Here is a 17,353-nt window from a genome sequence, read left to right on the forward strand (position 1 = left end):
TATGGCATACCTTTTATTCCAATGGTTGGAAGATTTCTGTTATAACGAAATTTGCTCACGCCGCGGCCGGCGGATGAACCACTCTACGATTACGAAATTTACGATAAGGGCGGCCCATATGTTATTGTCCAGCACCTCTTCGATCATTCCCATCCGGCCGTCCGGCAGAGCGAACCGGTGCAGGAGCAGGTACAGGAGGATCAAGAGGGGCACCAAGGCTCTCGCGCTGACTGCGGTTAAAGTCATGGCGAAGCTTCGGATCATCCATTGCTTATGCGACTGCCAGTCTCTTTTCCTTGCGGAACGATACCCCATTGCTGTCGTGATCAGCCACAGCAGATCGAGGAAGAGGAAGGATAACGTCCGGCCGAAGTCGGGCTCGTAGCAGGACACGATTAGGGCAAGTCCGCCGCTTACGAAAACCGAGCCTGCGTACACTTTGCCTAGAAGGGTATGCAGGGACGGTCTGTTCTGCCGCAGCGTGCGGTGAAATTGCAGGAATCCCGCAAGCATGGCTATAAAGGCTAGAATAATATGGCCGACCAGGGCAGGATATTGCAGCATCCTTGAGGAAACCTCAATACGGCTGCTGGATGGATTTAAAGTCAGGTACGGGATAACAAACGGCAGCATTATGGCGATAGACAGCGACAGCAGAATCCACCAGCTTTTTTTCATCGGAACGCTCCTTCGGGATTGATGACCCTATTATAGCCGGCGGATATTTATGGGCTCTAAAAACTTTCTAAAAAAACGATAAAACGTCCGTATGATTCCGTTTCGCAGATACGTCTTAAATAAGACAACGCTTAAGCAAATGTTTAGGATAATTTTTCTTAGGAGGAGATTTGATGTCTGACTTCGCGACAACCGTAGCCGAGGAGACCCGCGCTGCGCATAAAAAGTTTGAGGAGCTGGTGCTGCCGCATAGACAGTCCTTATGGCGGTATTGCCGTTATTTGACGGGATCCCCTTGGGAAGGGGAAGACCTGTTTCAAGAGACGATGCTGAAGGCTTTCGCCACCATGACGCAAATCTGGAATCCGATCGCCTATCAATCTTACTTGTTCCGGATTGCGACAAACGCGCGAATTGATTCTCTCCGGAAAAGGCAGGTGCAGATAGATCAGTACGCGGGGCCGGATGCGATCGAGTCGGCATCGGCGGTCGATCCTCTGGAGACGATTGAAGCGGTTGAAACGCTGCTGCAGCATTTGCCTCCGCGCCAGATTGCAGTATTTCTGCTCATGGAGGCATTTGGCTTTAGCGCGGCCGACGTGGCCGGTATGGTTCGCATAACGGAGGGTTTGGTCTATTCCGCGCTGCATCGTGCACGGGTTGCCATTCGGCAGCTGCGCAACGGGACGCCCAAGCCGAAGTGGACGGAGAAGGATGAGCAGGCAAATCCTCTGCTAATGGAGCTGCTGCAGGCTTTAAGGGAGGGCGAGGCCGTTCCTCTCCTGCAAATGCTGGGTGATTCTGTTCATAATGACGCGCAGCCGGGCTTTCAGGAGTATTCCAAGAGAGAGATGCTCGAGGGATCGCTTCGGCATAGAGGACCCGCTCTGCATGTCTCGCTGGAATGGCTGTGGGGCAGGCGGGTCTTTATTATCCAGGCGGAGACCCCGCAAGGGCTGGAGCTGCATGATATTCATGAATACGAGTTCGACAAGGATCAGATTGTGTACCATAGAGGATATTATTTCTGCAAAGAGCTTCTCTCCGCGGCATCGAAGGAGCTGGGAATACCGCTTCAGCTGCAGAAGGATCCTCATATCGATTGGCGGTAAAAGAAAAGGGAGCTGCCGGTCGGCACCTCCCTTATTTATTGTTAAAAACGGGCAGGTCTGTTCCGATTGCCGTTGTTAGGACGCGAACCGGAGAGAGCGGCCTTGCGCAACGCAACTGCGCCGGCCGTAATAGAAAGGATAAAGCAGATGATTGCCGCTGCCGGAAGAAGAGACCACTCCATAAGGGCATGACCGTTCATCGTCTGCCATCCGATCGAGATCAAGCCAAGCAAAAAAGTGATGCCGGTCAGATGAATCAGACTGTGCGCTTTGGTGCGGGAGCGCTCGACAAGCCAAGCGACAACCGGCACGGCCTGTAGCGCATGGAAGCCAAGCCCGTGCAGCCAGATGATGTTGCCGTCCACTCCGACGAATCTGCCTTGGTTAGCCGAGATCCAGATGCCCGCGGCAAAAGACACCGTGACGGCAATCATGGCGTAACGCACGCCTAGCGCCAGCTCGGGCCGAAGCTTATAGGCCTTGGCACGGAAAAACTGAACGCCGAGATACAGATAGAACAAGACGAGAAAGAGGGCGACAAACGTAAAGACATTGCCCACCGTTTGGTCGAAGAGCGAATCGCTTTCAACGAATCTCGGATTGACGCCGCGAAAATTTTGAATCGTCTCCGCTCCATAAGAGTAAAGAGCAAGCCCGATATATACCCTCCGGAATAACGCCCGGCTTCGGGCTTTCATTCCCGATAATGGCGCGATTGCGGCGGTAGATAGAATAAAAGCGCCAAGGGCCGCGTCAAAGGAAAAGGCCTTGGAAACATCGCCTCCAGGAGCCACCTCCCCTCCGTTTGCAAGGGTCCATACCCCGCAAAATGCCGCAAGAAGAAATCCGAGAAGGCCGGTCAGGACAAGCCATTTCTCCCCCTCGAACAGCTTCGGCTTCTGCTTTGTTGCCTGATTCGCATAGCTTTGCATGCTACCCGCATCCCTTCCTGTAAATTGGATACTTTAAATTTACTGGAAATGGCTTACAGGGGATAATGGACCCGCGGCTAGAATTCGAGCGGCCTTAAGAAGGTTCTTTTCTCGGGCGGAGGTCTTAGGGTATTCGTCTTCTCGTATGTATAAAGGATAACTGGGGTGAGGTGGAGCATGAAGAACGTATTATTATGCACCGCGATTCTTCTCCTGGCCGGCTTGATGCTAGGAGCTTGCTCTTCGTCTAAGGCACAGGAAAGGGAAACGTTTGCCGTAAATGTAAAGGTAATCGATAAAGGAGAAGGGGATAATGGGCAGTACTGGATTATGACGGCCTACCCCGACAAGAAAAAGTTAAAAAGCGTGGACAAAATTATTCTGGAGGAGAGCGTGTGGGATACCGTTCAAATCGATCACAAATATACGGTTCGTTATAGCAGGCAGGAAGACGGAACCTACATTTTCTCCGCGATTACGCCTTTAAAAGATTAGGAGAGTCGGCGTCTGGGCTGACTCTCCTTTTTAATTTAACGGATGCTGTTGGCGGGCTGTAATGCTTTTCCCTGCTGTCAGGCAGGCTCCGACTGCCGCTTTGCCGCCGTGCTCTTGTCCGTTACAAGACCGCCGAGCCGGAACGCGACGAGCGAGAGAACGATGCATACCGCCGAAAAAATACCGATGGACGCATAACCCGCAAAGTGAACGTACAATAGTCCGGCCAGCCAGGCGCCAAGCGTATTCGCGCCGTTCATGGTCGAGTTGGCAAGGCTGGAGATGGTTCCGCGGATCGATGCGTTAAGCGCGGTAAGAAGACCCATAACAAGAGGGAAAATGATCCCGAGAACGGTAAAGATAACGAAATAGATAATGACCGCGGACGATAGGCCGGCATGAGGGCCGACGATATACAGCAAAGCGAGCAAGAGCATGCCGGCGGTTACGGCCCGCGTGCTGCCAAGCCTGCGGATAACCGCGGAGCTAACGACACTTCCGAGCAAGGTGCCAAAGCCAAGGCCCATCATTACGTTGCCGATTCCGCCTATGGACAGCTCGAAACGGTCGGCCATCCATTTGCCGATAAAAGCCATCGCCGTGCCGCTTCCCAAATGGAGCAGCAGGTAGGCGAGGAAGCCGCCTCTTGCTCTTCCGCTTGTAATTAAAGGCATATACCGGCTGAAGATCGAAGCGCGTGACCGGCCGCTAGGCTTCATGTTCGGAAGCAGCAGGAAAGCTGCCGCGGCAAGAAGCAAGGAAAACGCGCCGATGCTCCAGAAGGGGACAGGCCAATCGGCCGCGGCCAGCCAGCTCCCGATCGGAACGCCAAGCGCTTGGGCCGCGGCCAGCCCGCCGAAGGCGATCCCCATCGTCTTCGCAATCCGCTGCGGCGGCATAACGGCAGGAATGGAAGCCCACACCTGCGGCGCCGTGAAGGCAGCGCTGACACCGGCGAGGAAACGGAATAGCAGCATCATCCAATAGCTGTCCGCGAAGCCGCATAAGGCGGTCGAGACGGAGAAGGCGATAAGCCCGCCTATCATAACCGTTCTGCGGTTCCAGCCGTCGGACAACGGGCCGGAGACTAGCGCGAACATGGCCGATCCCAAGGTATAAGCGCCAATCATCCAGCCGGCTATGCCGGTCGATACGCCGTACTCCGCCTGAAGCGTAGGCAGCAGCGGCGAGATAAGAAACGTATCGGTGCCAATCATGAACATGACAAGGAAAAACAGAATGGGGTATTTAAGCATTTTTCTTCGCTCCTTTGGTTTGGGATTGCTTCTTGCCTCCATCGTAACGGATAATAGTGACACATTCTGTCATGGATATGAAAACGAGGAGGAGCAACGGATGCCCAAATCCAAACGGCTTATGGAGCTGATGATGACGGTGAACCGAAAGCGGCGATTCAAGGTGCAGGAGCTGGCCGATGAATTCGGCGTCTCGAAGCGGACGATTCTAAGAGATCTGCAGGAGCTCAGCGAGCTGGGCGTGCCGCTGTATTCGGAGGTTGGGCCCAATGGGGGTTATCAGGTATTAAGGGAACGGGTACTGCCGCCCATTGCCTTCACGGAGGAGGAAGCCGTGGCGATGTTCTTCGCCGTGCATGCGCTGCGCCATTACTCCTCGCTGCCGTTTGAGGCGGAATCCGTCTCTGCGCTGAACAAATTTTATCTGCATATGCCCGGCGACGTGCGGGACCGGATCGACAGTATGAAGCATCGGGTTGATTTCATTACGCCAACCAGGCGCGGCGATGCGCCCTGCTTGTCCTTGCTGCTGGATGCGGCAGTGCGTCAGAAGGTGCTCGATATCGAATACGAGACGAAGGAAAGCGAAGCGGGCTGCCGAAAAATCCAGCCGGTATGCATTTACGCCCATAACGGCCTGTGGTATTGCACGGCGTATTGCTTCCTGCGCGAAGGCTTCCGCGTCTTCCGCTGCGACCGGATCCGCACCGCTTCGGAGGATACCTCCGGTACGGAAAAGCGCGACCTTGGCGAAATCCGCTTAAGCCGCAAGGAGGCCGTTATGCCCGAGGATCCGGTCCGTCTGCAAGTAGAGCTGAGCCGGGCCGGAGTCCAGCGCTGCGAAGCGGAGCTATGGCTCGCCCCGATGCTGCAGGTGCGGGAGGACGGGTGCGGCAGCATTGACGCGGATGTATCCCGCGGCGATATGCCCTTTTATACCGAATTTCTGATTGGGCTTGGATATGAAGCAATACTGAAAAGCCCCGAGGAACTGCGGGATGCGGTCCGGGACCGGTTAACCGGGCTGCTTGACCGCTACCGGTAACTCGGAAAGCACTGAAACAGGGGCCCTCTGCCTGCCGGCGGGAGGGCGCATCCACATCCTGCTCGGATAACGGAGCTGTCCGTCGGTGGCCGCCTTTTTCTTTAGAAGACTGCCGCTAGAGGTTTTTCCCATTATTTGTCGAATTAAAGGTCGAAATGACCATTTTCGCAGGTAGAGGGAGCTGAACGAATGAGCAATACGATTAGTATGGAAAAGCTGATTGACTGGGGGCATTTCGTTAAGGTTGCGTACGAGATGTACGCGCAGAATCATCTGTCGCCGGTGAAGCCGGCGGACTTTCCGGAGGGCTGGGAGCTGGTGGCGAATTTGACGATGACGCCGCGTCTCGAGAAGATAAAAGAAAGGGAATTCGGAGGATTTATCGCAAGATCCGTGGACAATCCGCTGCAGCAGGTGGTGGCGATTCGCGGAACGGAAAGCCCGCTCGATTGGCTGTCGGATTTCGAATTCGTATTGGAGACCTTTCACGAGGTTCCAAACGGAGGCAAGACGGAGCAAGGATTTACGAACCTTTACCGCAGCATGATGGTGGAGTATGCGGACGCGGGTATTCCCTCCGAGCCGCTCATGGCCTCTATCGACGCGCTGCCGCAAGGCACGAAGCTTCTTGTAACCGGACATAGCCTTGGCAGCTCGCTTGCCACGCTGCATGCCTTTCTTGCCGGAAGCAAAAACGTGGATGCCGAGCTCATAACCTTCGCCTCGCCGCGCGTTGGCGACAAGGGCTTTGTCGAAGCGTTCCAGCGGATGAACATTCCGACTACCCGTATTTTCAACAAGCCGGATATCGTGCCGCAGGTGCCGGTAGAGATCGCCGGTTACCGTCACCTCGAGCCGGGACTGGAAATCAACTCGACCTTATACCCGATCAAGCATTCCATTCCTTGCTATCATGCGCTCAGCACCTACCTGTACGTCATGGGGGATACGGAAGCTAATATTTCGAAATGCAAGGCCACTCCGTAGGGAGCAAAAAACGGGACACCTTACTTTAAGGGGAGTTCCGTTTTTGTTTATAATGAAGTGAACAACAAGAGCGGAGGAGAACGGGCTTCATGCAGGAGAAGGAATTTCAACAATGGATTCAGGACTTTTACAAAGAGCGAGGCTGGTCCGGCTACGGTCCGTTTGAACGGATGGCCTTTCTGACGGAGGAAGTCGGCGAGACGGCCAGGGTGGTAAGGACAATCGAGATTGGACGGGATCGCCCGGATGAAGCTGCCCAGCCGGTGCACGTACTAAAGCAGGAACTGATCGAGGAGCTTGGGGACGTATTGGCCAATGTCTATATTCTCGCGGGATTATACGATCTTTCCATAGAGGAAATTCTGAGAGCACATAAGGATAAGCTGAGCGAGCGTTACAGCAAGGAATAACAGGGGGATTACGATGAATAAAATTTGCGTATTTGCCGGCTCCAATGCCGGAGTGAGTCCGGAGTACGGACAAGCGGCAGCCCAGCTTGGGCAGTTGATGGCTGCTCAAGGGATCGAATTAGTATACGGCGGCTCCCGAATCGGCCTGATGGGGCTTGTTGCCGATGCGGTGCTGGCTAACGGCGGCCGGGTAACCGGCGTTATGCCGCGGGGCCTGTTCATTGGCGAGATGGCGCATAAAGGTCTGACGGAGTTCATTGAAGTGGGGAATATGCATGAGCGGAAGGCGCTGATGTCGGAGCTGTCGGACGGCTACATCGCGCTGCCCGGCGGACTTGGAACGTTCGAGGAATTGTTCGAGGTGGCAAGCTGGGCGCAGCTTGGCATCCACAAGAAGCCGGTGGGCATTCTGAACGTAAAGGGCTTCTACCAGCCGATCGCCGAAATGCTAACGCAGACCGTCTCCGCAGGCTTTATGCGGGATACGAATCTGGGGCTGATGCTCTTTGAAGAAAATCCGTCCGTTCTGCTCGACCGCATGGCCGCATACACGGCCCCGGAGCAGGCGAATAAATGGGCGGAGCTTCCGAAATAGACGAGATATGCTGTTAGCAGGCAAGCCTTGTCTATTACGTTGGACGAGACTCTTCATGCTCCTTTTACTGGAGTGGGTCCAACGTAGCCCATGGGGCTGCCCTCGCATCTGTGGGACAGCCCCATTTTGATACTTAAACTCTGGTGTACTGCTCAATCAGGCCCGCAAGCAAATGTATAAATTCAATAAACGAACTTCCTTTGCACCAGATAGCTGAAGGCGAACAGGAGGACCTCCGTCATCAGCTTGGCAATAAACAGCGGGATTCCTATGCTCTCGTGGAACAAATACAGGAGCGCGTAATTGGCTACCAAAATGACGACTACAAGTGAGAAATACCGGGGAAGCGACTTTTGCACCGCTATCCCTTGTCCATCGTTAAATACATAGCGGCGGTTCATCGTAAAGTTGAAGATCGAGCTGATCACCCTAGCTCCGATTACCGATGCAAGCAGGCTTCCCGTCATCCACTGCAGGAGGAACAGAAGCACGAAATCGACAACCGCCGAGAAGCCCGATGAAGTAACGAACTTCAGGAACGGGAAATAGACTTTGGCCGAATCCGCCAGCGGACGGAAGTGGGAGGACTTGTTGTTCTCCAGATAGACCGTCTCGATAGGAACCTCTACAAAATCATATCCCGCTTTTGGCGCTTCAAGCAGCATGTTCATCTCGTATTCGAACCGCTCACCCGGCACTTTGCACAGCCAGTCGAGCATCTCGGAGGAGTAGCCGCGAAGACCGGTCTGCGTATCCTGGATCGGCTTCCCTGTCGCCAGCGCGTAGACCATGCGCGTCGCGGAATTGCCAAATCGGCTGCGGAGAGGCACTTTGCCGGTAAATTGCCGGCTTCCGAGTACGATGTGATTGCGGTTTTTGCGCACGGCATCCGTAATTCTAAGGATATCCTCCGGCAGATGCTGGCCGTCGCTGTCGGCGCAGACAATCCCGTCCGTGCCGCCATGCTGCCGGACGTAATCGAAGCCGGTCTTGAGCGCGCTGCCCTTGCCTTGGTTAACGGGATGCCGGAGCACCGTGCAGCCTGCCTCGGCGGCCGAATCGAAGATCGGCTTGTATTGCTCGCCGCTGCCGTCATCCACGATCAGAATGGAGGCGCCGTCGGCCTCTTCCTTCAGATTATGAATAAGCGTCAGCAGCCTTTCGTCCGGCTCGTAAGAGGGGATCAATATCGTCATTGGTTATGCCTCCATTCTTAAGATTGCGGGATGTAGATAATGTCGCTTACGCCGCGTTCATTACCCTTGCCCAGCGGGTTGTTCACGACGCGGCCCATGAAATACATCGTGGACGAGCCGCCGCCGTCAAGGTTGTAGGCTTCCGTCGCTCCAAGCTCCTTGAACAGATCCGCGAACTCCGTCAACGTCATGCCGCGGCTGTAGCCGGTGCTTCGGCCGTCAACGATAACAAACACGTAATGGTTTGCAGAGATCATTCCGATGCCGGTTCGCGGGTTCGAGTTTTGAATCGAGCGGTTGCCGAAGTTCTTATCGATCTCCACATGGCTGAAGTCGCCGGCGACTTCGCCGTCCGTTACGAGAGCCGGACCGAAGGAAAAGGCATTCGTTACCCCTTGCGAGAGCAAGTCGTCGGTCGAGGTTTCTTCTTCGTCGTAGGACTTCATTGTGCCGTCGTTAAATAGGGCCAGTCCAATCCGTGCCGGTTCATCCCGGTAAACGGTGCCGTTGCGGATAACAACCCCGTCGCTGCGGAAGCCGTAGTAATCGCCGTTAATGGCGAACACCGCATTGTTGTTGGCAGCAATGGTCGAGGTGTTCTGGGTGATGTTGGTGCCGAAGGAATCCTTGGCAAAAGCGGTTAGCAGGTTCATTTTGCTGTTAAACGTGACGTCGGCGACATAATAAGTGATCCTATCCGAGCCGGAGCCCGTCTCCACCTTCTTGATGCTGATCGTCTCGTTGCCATCCTTGTAATTCCAGTCATCGTATTCGGCATCCGAGGATGCCGTGGAGGTGGAGGAGCCGCTGCTTGCGCCAGTACCGGGGCTGGTCCCAGTGGTGGTGCCCTGCGTGGTGGATGTGTTAGGCGTTACCTTCACCTCGACATGCTCGATTAAATACCGATCGGCAAGCTTGTACAGAATGGCTGCTACGATGAGCAGAATGACCGCTATAGTGGTGAGGATTTTGGATTTGCGTGTGCGGAAAATCGTAATCAACTCCTTAGTAGGCATCTGCCTGTTCGTTATGGAGTTATCTTAGAACGGGAACCTTTAGTCAAACTTAAATAGAGGGAGGGGGTATGAGGGAGAATGATGCGAGATGACTGAGCGTCGGTGGAGGGGAGCCGGGGTATCGCCTTCTGCGATATGTAGTTTCTTTAAAAATTTTGGCTAGCCCATTTGGGGCAAATAAGAATAAGATGCAAGGTGCAGGTCATCGAGGGGGAAGTAGCGCCGTACGGTCATTCTGATGCAAAAGTACAGGTAAATGCCTCGTATAAACTGAATGGGCGGGATGGTGTATTTGATCGTTGGCCGGACGGCGGGGAGTTGCAATGTATTTTTGCATTTTCGGAGTGACTGAAGAGGGGCCGTGAGTATATTGGCGGCGGTGCGGAGTGTAGATAGGGTGTGCCGGTGAGATATTGGTTAGGGGGAGCAAGTTGGTTAATGGAGAGAGGCTGGCAAGGCTGCAAAGGGAAAATCGAAGGCGATGGCGACGTCTGCTCGCCGGGCCTTCATACGCAAAAAAACGGCCGTGCAGGGAAACCCTGCACGGCTGCTCCAATCTAGTGACGTTCAGCCGGGAGCTGAACGGTGAACGAGGTCGTCTCGCCCGGCACGCTTTTGGCGTGAATTTTTCCTTTGTGCTGCTCGACGATCGCTTTGGCGATGGCGAGGCCAAGGCCGTAGCCGCCGTTCTTGCGGGAGCGGGAGGCATCGGCGCGATAGAAGCGGTCGAAGATTTTGCCCAGATGCTCGGGCGGGATGCCTTCTCCGGAGTTGGCGACGTTAAGCACCACTTCGCTGCCGTGTTTTTTCAGCGTGAGGTCGATCTTGCCCTTCGTATTGGTATACTTGATGGCGTTATCCAGCAGAATCAGCGCTACCTGCTTCATCTGCTCCGCGTTGCCGTTGATGGACAGCTCCGGCGATATGTCGTAGCTGAGGGCAATGTCCCTCTCGAAGATAACCGCTTCGAGCGTCAGAATAACGCTCTCCACCGCGTCGCTTAAGTTGAACGGAGCAAAAATCACGTTTTCCCGCGCATCATCCATTTGGGTCAAGTACAGCAGATCGCTGGTCAGCGTCCGCATGCGCTCCGTCTCCGACTTGATATGATGCAGCCACTTCTCCTGATTGCGGATGAGATCATCGTTGTTGGACAGAAGCACGTCGGCGTTCGTATTAATAACGGCGAGCGGCGTCCTCAGCTCATGGGAAGCATCCGCAATGAACCGCTTCTGCTTGTCGAAGGCATCCTTGACGGGCGCAATCGAACGGTTGGCGAAGTAACGGCTCGTGAAATAGATGACGATGAGCATAATGAAGCCTACGGCAAGGAACGTATACAGAAGCGTCATCAGGAATTGATGCTGATTCGTGACATCCAGGAAGACGACCGAATAGCCGTTCATAACCTGCTGCACGTCATAAGCCCAGCGGTTGCCGTCGAGGTTAAACTCGCCGCGGCCCGAATCGCCCGATGAGGCGGCTTTGATGGCAAGCGCATAGAAATCGCTGTCCATATCGAAGCGGGAATCCGTCTTCGTAATGTTCCAGCCGGCATCCGTCGTAAGCGCAAAGGATACCGAACGCTCCGGCGGCGGACCGGCCTTCATTTTGCCATCCGGAACCATCATATCCCCGCGTCCATGGCCACCTCCGCCACCGCTGTACTTGCCGCCTTCGGGGCCTTCCTGCTTGCGGTAAAACTCCGATATTTGAATGAGATCCTCGTTCATGGTCTTGCGGTTGTTCTGATAGGTAATCGTATAGATCGAAGAAAAGGCCAAAATCATAATAAAGCTGATGATTACCATATTGACGATCAGGAACCGGTTGCGCAGCCGATTAAACATCAGGAGGTCGCCTCCAGTACGTAACCAACGCCCCGAATAGTGTTGATTTTCACGCCGGATTGCAGGAACACAAGCTTTTTCCTCAAGAAAGAAACATAGACCTCCACATTGTTATGCTCCACGTCCGAATCAAAGCCCCATAGCTTCTCGATAATCTGTTCCTTGGATGTGACCGCGGTTTTCCTTACGATAAGCAGCTCCATCAATTCGCTTTCCTTCAGAATCAGCTTAAGCTCCTTCCCTTTGCACATCAGCTTCAGGTTGGAGGTGTTAAGCTCGATATCGCCGTACTTCAGGCCATCCTCCGGAACAACCTCGCCTCTTCTTCTTAATGCAGCCCTGATGCGGGCCAGCAGCTCGCCGGTCGAGAATGGCTTGGCTACGTAATCGTCCGCCCCGTAATCGAGCCCGGTAATCTTATCGTTAATTTCTCCCTTGGCGGTAAGCATGATAACCGGGGTTGCAATGCCTTCCTCCCGCAGCTTCTTCAGCACCGTAATCCCGTCCATCTCCGGAAGCATGATGTCCAGGAGCAGCAGATCATAGATGCCGCATAAGGCGTTATCCAATCCCGATTGACCGTCGTGCGCGACGTCTACGGAGTAATTATTCTTTTTCAAAATTTGGGATAAGGCGTCGGCCAGGTTGACCTCGTCTTCCACAATCAGTATTCGCATGAAGCATTCCTCTTTTCGTTAGTGCTGACTTTGACTTAGTAAACTTATTATAGGTAGGCAACCTTTAATCAATCTTAAGTAAAAAATTAGGACGAAATAAGCTTTACAAATATTTAAGATTCATTAAAGGTTGCCCTTCTAAGATACAGACATGACAGGCGGCAAGCCAAAACGGAAAGGAGCCTGAACGCATGGCTATTGAGGTGTTTAACCGTTACGAAAGCAAGTATTTAATGGACAGCCAGTCCTTTCTCGAGATCTATAACCGGCTGCTTGATTATATGGAGCTCGACGAATACAACAAGAACGATCAATTCTACTCCATAAGCAATCTGTATTTCGATACCGACCAGCACTCGATTATCCGAAACAGTCTGGCGAAGCCGAAGTATAGGGAAAAGCTCAGACTGAGGGCTTACGGGGTCCCAAAGCCGGACGCCAAGGTATATCTGGAGCTGAAGAAGAAAGTGTTCGGCCTGGTGAACAAGCGGAGAACGGGACTGACGCTGGGTGAGGCGTACGAATTCGTCCGCACGGGAGTGGAGCCTGACTTGAAGCCTTACATGAACAAGCAGGTTATTCAGGAGATCAAATATTTTCTCGGGCGGTACGAGCTGCAGCCCAAGGTGTATCTGGCCTACGACCGGATTGCCATGTTCTGCAAAAACAACCGCGACCTGCGGATCACCTTCGATACGAATATCCGCTCGAGACGTTATGATCTAAAACTGGAAGCCGGGGACCACGGGGACCTGCTGATGGCCAAGGACCAATGGCTAATGGAAGTCAAAGCCGAGAAGACCGTGCCGGTCTGGCTCGCCCAGCTGTTGTCCGAGCTTGGCATGTTCCGGACGGGGTTCTCGAAATACGGCAACGAATACCGCATGAATATCCGGCACGAAGAACGAATAAAGGAGCGCCTTTTATTATGATCGATTCCCTCTTCTCCACAGCCGCATCCGTGACCGAGCTAACCTTCGGCCAAGCCATGCTGACGCTGTTATTATCCTTTGCGCTTGGCGCAATGATCAGCTTCACCTATATGAAAACGCAGTCCGTGTACACCCAGAACTTTGCCTTAACGATGATCGTCCTGCCGACCATAGTTGCGATTATCATCCTGCTGATCGGCAGCAATATCGCCCGGGCGTTCAGCTTGGCCGGTGCCTTCTCCATTATCCGGTTCCGGAGCGCGCCCGGCGATCCGAAGGATATCGCTTTTGTCCTTTTCACCATGGCTTCCGGACTTGCCTGCGGCGTTGGGGCTTACGGATACGCGGTGCTGTTCACGATCGTGCTCTGTCTCCTGATGTTCCTGCTGAAGGCCGTGAAGTTCGGCTCGAAGTCGTCTACGCAGAAGCTGCTTAAAGTAACGATTCCGGAGAACCTGGGCTACGAGGAAGCTTTTGCCGAAATTTTCAACATCTATAACGTGCAATACGAGCTGAAAAAAGTAAAGACAACCGAGCTGGGCAGCTTGTACGAGCTTGTCTATGCCGTCACGCTGGATCCTTCCCTGAATCAGAAGGAGCTGCTGGACGCGATCCGCTGCCGGAACGGCAATCTCGATATTTCCTTAACGATGACTCCGACGGTCGTTGAAGCTTAAACCTGCTGACTTTAACTATAGAGAGGAAGAGAAAAGATGAATAATAAAAAGAGATTAGGCAAATTAGCTTTTATTTTATTATGCGCGGCAGCCTTGTCCGCATGCAATAGCCAGACGAACGCGGGAACCAATGCGACGGGCAGCACGGGCTCGTCTAATTCAGGCGGAACAGCCGCAGCCGTTCAGACGGCAAGCTATCAACTGGATGACACCGTTGAATACGACGAGGATGATACGTATGCCGACTGGAGCGCATCGGATGCGACGAGAATTGCCTTAAGCGGAACGACGGCAACGGTTGACGGCTCCGGCGCGGAAGTGAAGGATGGCGTTATTACGATTACGGCTGCCGGAACCTACGTAGCCAGCGGCAAGCTGGACGAAGGCCGGATTGTCGTAGATGCAGCGGATAAAGGCGTAGTCCGTCTGGTTCTGAACGGAGCAGAGATCCATTACAGCAAGAGCGCTCCGATTTATGTAGAGGAAGCGGGCAAGCTGATCCTGTCCCTGCCGGAAGGCACGAACAATGTAGTATCCGACGGAGCCGACTATGTCTTCCCGGATTCGGAAACGGATGAGCCGAATGCGGCTATCTTCAGCAAGGACGATATGACGATCAACGGTACGGGCAAGCTGACCGTGCAAGGCAGCTACAACAACGGGATTGCGAGCAAGGATAAGCTGAAAATCACCGGCGGAACGTTTGATATTCAAGCGGCGGACGATGCCGTCATGGGTCGTGATCTTGTGGCGGTGAAGGACGGAAGCTTCACGCTGGAAGCAGCCGGCCATGGCATCAAAACGACCAACGATACGGAAGGCGAAGAAGGCATCATTGTGCTTGAAGGCGGCACGTATAGCATCCAGTCGGGCAAGGACGGCTTGCACAGCACGGGCGGCTTGTCCATCTCCGGCGGGGAGTACCGGATCGCGGCCGACGACGACGGTATTCATGCCGAGACCGCTTTGCAGATTGCGGATGGCACGATCGATATCACGAAGAGCAATGAGGGAATCGAGGCAACCGATATTACCATCGCAGGCGGAGATATCAAGCTTGCGGCAAGCGATGACGGAGTGAATGCCGCAACGGGGGCGGACGGCTCCGGCGTAGACGGAGCAGCTCCGGGCGGCGGCGGTCAACCGGCAAGCGGCGCTTCGGAAGGTCTTCTTACCATCAGCGGAGGCAACCTTTATGTTAATGCGGAAGGCGACGGTCTTGACGCAAACGGCTCCATTGTGATGACGGGCGGCACCGTTAGGGTTGACGGGCCAACCATGAGCGGCAATGGCGCATTGGACTATGACGGCACCTTCGACATGACGGGCGGCACGCTTGTTGCGGCAGGCAGCTCCGGCATGGTGCAGGCGGCATCGGACAGCTCGACGCAAGCCGGCATTCTGATGATGTTCCCTCAGACTGAGCAGGCGGGTACGCTGGTTCACCTGGAAGACGAGTCCGGCAAAGCGATTATGACCTATGCACCGTCCAAGAACTATCAGGCAGTCTACATCAGCACGCCGGATCTTGCAAAAGACGCTTCCTACGCCATCTACTCGGGCGGCAAATCGACGGGCACGGCAACAAACGGGCTTTACAACGGCGGCGAATACAGCGGCGGGACAAAAGTGGTATCCTTTACGGCTTCCTCCCTCATCACTTGGGTCAACGAATCGGGCGTTACGGAGGCTCAAAGCGGATTTGGCGGCGGTATGGGCGGCGGACGCGGCGGTCATGGAGGCATGGGAGGCGGAGGCCGTGGCATGGGAGGCGGTAAAATGCCGCAGGACGGCGCGGCTCCTCCGGATGCTCCCGCAGATGCGACAACGGCACAATAAGCCTGGCAAAGAACAGAGAGGCGTCCGCGGACGCCTCTCTGTTTCGCAATTAGACAAGAAAGCCTCTAGGTTCTCATTTATCCGCAGGCAAGATCACGGGTGCTTCTTCTCCTGCTTCCAGCATGCGGCGAATCAGCGTTTCCCGAAGCTCTTCCCTTACTGATGCATGGTATTTCGAGGCGACCAGGTTGTTTAACTCATAAGGATCGGATTGCAGATCGTATAAAAAGTCCTCGATATATTGATCGGAAGATCCTTTGTTAGAGGCTGGCGATGTGACGCTGTATTTCCAACGCTTCGTACGGATGGCTCGGCCGACCTGCGATTCACTAATCTGGACCAACACCTCCTGCGGCCATTCCTTTGTCTCTTTGCTCAGCAATGGCAAAATGGAGCGGCCTTGCATATCGTCCGGCACCGGAATGCCGGCAGCGTCAAGCAGGGTCGGGGGTAAATCAACAAGCGATACCAATTCCTGAAGGCGTCCGCCGGACCGGAAGAAGCCGCCAGAGAAAGCGGTTGGGACCCGAATGGAGCTCTCGTGACAGGAACGTTTATACTCGTAGTTTCTTGTTTTGAAATGGCACGCGTGATCCGAAGTAAACAAAATAATCGTATCGTCGTAGAGATTCAGGCTCGTTAAAGCATCTTGTATCCGTCCTAACGCTTCATCCAGCCGTTTCACCATTCCATAGTAACCGGCAAGATGGGCGTGGGTTGTGCCGCCGAGGGCGGCCAGGTCGGTCGGTACGTATTGCCCGCCTCCATAACGCCCTTCGTAACCTTTAGGCGCCGGATAATTGTCCCACGAATTCTGATGATGCGGTTCGAGATAGGAGAGGAACAGGAAGAACGGATCATCCTTCTTCTGATCGATATAGCGGATAGCCGCATCGGTTAACGCGTCAACCCGATACCCCGGCAGTTTTACAGCTTCGTTCTCGTTATCGTATACGACGGTATCGTAAGCATCCGAAGTAAGCTCAAGGCAATTGGAAGCCAGCCAGTAGCGATAGCCGCCCCTCATGTGCTCAGGCACCGCGCCTGTTCCGCTGGCCAGATGCCATTTGCCGATATAACCGGTTTCATAGCCCGCTTCGTTAAAATAATGCGCCAGCGTCCGCGCATCCTCCGACAAAGGTATTCCGTTCACATGACAGCCCGTTGTCGTCGCGTACTTGCCGGTTTGCAGCGACGATCTCGCAGGACCGCATACCGGCTGGCAGGTGAAGGAGTTGTAAACATGCGTTCCTTCCATCGCCATGCGATCGAAGTTTGGCGTAAGCCCAAGCGGGTTTCCGTGAACGCCAGTGGTGTCCCATCGCTGCTGATCCGTGAAAAAAACAATTACATTTGGCTTTTTCGTCATGATCACGTCTGCCCTTCTATTTAATTTTAGGTATAATTATGATTTTGAACAAGAATATTATAGTAAAATTAAACTGTAAAGTAAACAAATTTATAAAGTGTTGTGTATCTCCTTCCTCAATGGGCCGAACGAACGAATAGCGTTTTTCGGCTATTTTTACCCCTTTTTATGGAAATTAAGATTATTTAATCCTACTTCTTTACTAACTGATGCCGACTTATCTGATGCGTATCCCTGGGGTTAGAGGAGAATAGGCGAAGGCATATTTTAACCGATTAACTGAATTG

The 17,353-nt window shown here is 53.8% G+C and carries 18 protein-coding genes; 10 read left to right on the top strand and 8 right to left on the bottom strand.

The genetic code is table 11. The features are described 5' to 3' along the window. Nucleotides 1-39: 39 nt before the first annotated feature. Nucleotides 40-678, bottom strand: a complete 639-nt coding sequence (locus EV294_RS15580) for a DUF2306 domain-containing protein (RefSeq protein ID WP_132308319.1) — start codon at nucleotides 676-678, stop codon at nucleotides 40-42. Between the two features lie 173 nt (nucleotides 679-851). On the opposite strand from EV294_RS15580, the gene EV294_RS15585 reads away from it, so the two are divergent. Then, nucleotides 852-1,790 carry an RNA polymerase sigma factor gene (locus EV294_RS15585; protein WP_132308321.1) on the top strand — a complete coding sequence of 313 codons (939 nt, stop codon included), beginning with the start codon at nucleotides 852-854 and terminating at the stop codon, nucleotides 1,788-1,790. Nucleotides 1,791-1,831: 41 nt separating this feature from the next. Here the strand turns inward: EV294_RS15585 and EV294_RS15590 are convergent, their stop codons facing one another. Next, on the bottom strand, nucleotides 1,832-2,722 hold the full coding sequence (locus EV294_RS15590) for a hypothetical protein (protein ID WP_132308323.1): 891 nt from the start codon (nucleotides 2,720-2,722) through the stop codon (nucleotides 1,832-1,834). A 177-nt stretch (nucleotides 2,723-2,899) separates the two neighbouring features. On the opposite strand from EV294_RS15590, the gene EV294_RS15595 reads away from it, so the two are divergent. Next, nucleotides 2,900-3,217 (top strand): hypothetical protein, encoded by a 318-nt coding sequence (locus EV294_RS15595; protein ID WP_132308324.1) that lies wholly within the window; start codon nucleotides 2,900-2,902, stop codon nucleotides 3,215-3,217. Nucleotides 3,218-3,294: 77 nt separating this feature from the next. On the opposite strand, the gene EV294_RS15600 is transcribed toward EV294_RS15595, so the two are convergent. Continuing rightward, complete coding sequence (locus EV294_RS15600) at nucleotides 3,295-4,473, bottom strand: MFS transporter (protein WP_132308326.1); 1,179 nt, start codon at nucleotides 4,471-4,473, stop codon at nucleotides 3,295-3,297. Nucleotides 4,474-4,573: 100 nt separating this feature from the next. Here EV294_RS15600 and EV294_RS15605 point away from each other — a divergent pair, with 100 nt between their 5' ends. From EV294_RS15605 to EV294_RS15620, 4 genes are all read left to right on the top strand, one after another. Further along, on the top strand, nucleotides 4,574-5,518 hold the full coding sequence (locus EV294_RS15605; RefSeq protein ID WP_132308328.1) for a helix-turn-helix transcriptional regulator: 945 nt from the start codon (nucleotides 4,574-4,576) through the stop codon (nucleotides 5,516-5,518). Nucleotides 5,519-5,707: 189 nt separating this feature from the next. After that, on the top strand, nucleotides 5,708-6,505 hold the full coding sequence (locus tag EV294_RS15610) for a lipase family protein (protein WP_132308330.1): 798 nt from the start codon (nucleotides 5,708-5,710) through the stop codon (nucleotides 6,503-6,505). A gap of 89 nt (nucleotides 6,506-6,594) precedes the next feature. Further along, a complete protein-coding gene (locus EV294_RS15615; protein ID WP_132308332.1) occupies nucleotides 6,595-6,915 on the top strand; it encodes a MazG nucleotide pyrophosphohydrolase domain-containing protein in 321 nt (106 codons plus the stop codon). Nucleotides 6,916-6,928: 13 nt separating this feature from the next. Next, nucleotides 6,929-7,510, top strand: a complete 582-nt coding sequence (locus EV294_RS15620) for an LOG family protein (RefSeq protein WP_132308333.1) — start codon at nucleotides 6,929-6,931, stop codon at nucleotides 7,508-7,510. A 182-nt stretch (nucleotides 7,511-7,692) separates the two neighbouring features. On the opposite strand, the gene EV294_RS15625 is transcribed toward EV294_RS15620, so the two are convergent. Further along, nucleotides 7,693-8,706: a bifunctional glycosyltransferase family 2/GtrA family protein gene (locus EV294_RS15625; RefSeq protein WP_132308335.1), complete on the bottom strand. Its 1,014-nt coding sequence runs from the start codon at nucleotides 8,704-8,706 to the stop codon at nucleotides 7,693-7,695. Between the two features lie 17 nt (nucleotides 8,707-8,723). After that, on the bottom strand, nucleotides 8,724-9,722 hold the full coding sequence (locus EV294_RS15630) for a phosphodiester glycosidase family protein (protein ID WP_132308337.1): 999 nt from the start codon (nucleotides 9,720-9,722) through the stop codon (nucleotides 8,724-8,726). 438 nt (nucleotides 9,723-10,160) lie between these two features. Here EV294_RS15630 and EV294_RS30905 point away from each other — a divergent pair, with 438 nt between their 5' ends. Continuing rightward, nucleotides 10,161-10,283, top strand: a complete 123-nt coding sequence (locus EV294_RS30905; RefSeq protein WP_279513589.1) for a hypothetical protein — start codon at nucleotides 10,161-10,163, stop codon at nucleotides 10,281-10,283. Here the strand turns inward: EV294_RS30905 and EV294_RS15635 are convergent. Together EV294_RS15635 and EV294_RS15640 are read right to left on the bottom strand one after the other, a co-directional pair. Further along, on the bottom strand, nucleotides 10,280-11,572 hold the full coding sequence (locus tag EV294_RS15635) for a sensor histidine kinase (RefSeq protein ID WP_132308339.1): 1,293 nt from the start codon (nucleotides 11,570-11,572) through the stop codon (nucleotides 10,280-10,282). The genes EV294_RS30905 and EV294_RS15635 overlap by 4 nt on opposite strands. Then, a complete protein-coding gene (locus tag EV294_RS15640; RefSeq protein ID WP_132308341.1) occupies nucleotides 11,572-12,249 on the bottom strand; it encodes a response regulator transcription factor in 678 nt (225 codons plus the stop codon). Before EV294_RS15640 ends, EV294_RS15635 begins: the two co-directional genes overlap by 1 nt. 191 nt (nucleotides 12,250-12,440) lie before the next feature. On the opposite strand from EV294_RS15640, the gene EV294_RS15645 reads away from it, so the two are divergent. Genes EV294_RS15645 through EV294_RS15655 form a run of 3 tightly spaced genes read left to right on the top strand, consistent with a single transcriptional unit; the run spans nucleotide 12,441 to nucleotide 15,697 of the window. Then, nucleotides 12,441-13,181, top strand: a complete 741-nt coding sequence (locus tag EV294_RS15645; RefSeq protein WP_132308343.1) for a polyphosphate polymerase domain-containing protein — start codon at nucleotides 12,441-12,443, stop codon at nucleotides 13,179-13,181. Then, nucleotides 13,178-13,858, top strand: a complete 681-nt coding sequence (locus EV294_RS15650) for a DUF4956 domain-containing protein (protein WP_132308345.1) — start codon at nucleotides 13,178-13,180, stop codon at nucleotides 13,856-13,858. The genes EV294_RS15645 and EV294_RS15650 overlap by 4 nt, the downstream gene beginning before the upstream one ends. A gap of 36 nt (nucleotides 13,859-13,894) precedes the next feature. After that, entirely contained in the window at nucleotides 13,895-15,697 is a 1,803-nt protein-coding gene (locus EV294_RS15655; RefSeq protein WP_132308346.1) for a carbohydrate-binding domain-containing protein, read from the top strand. A 73-nt stretch (nucleotides 15,698-15,770) separates the two neighbouring features. On the opposite strand, the gene EV294_RS15660 is transcribed toward EV294_RS15655, so the two are convergent. Then, nucleotides 15,771-17,066, bottom strand: a complete 1,296-nt coding sequence (locus tag EV294_RS15660) for a sulfatase family protein (protein ID WP_132308348.1) — start codon at nucleotides 17,064-17,066, stop codon at nucleotides 15,771-15,773. Between the last annotated feature and the right edge of the window lie 287 nt (nucleotides 17,067-17,353).

Source organism: Paenibacillus sp. BK033 (assembly GCF_004345425.1).
Classification (GTDB): Bacteria; Bacillota; Bacilli; order Paenibacillales; family Paenibacillaceae; genus Pristimantibacillus.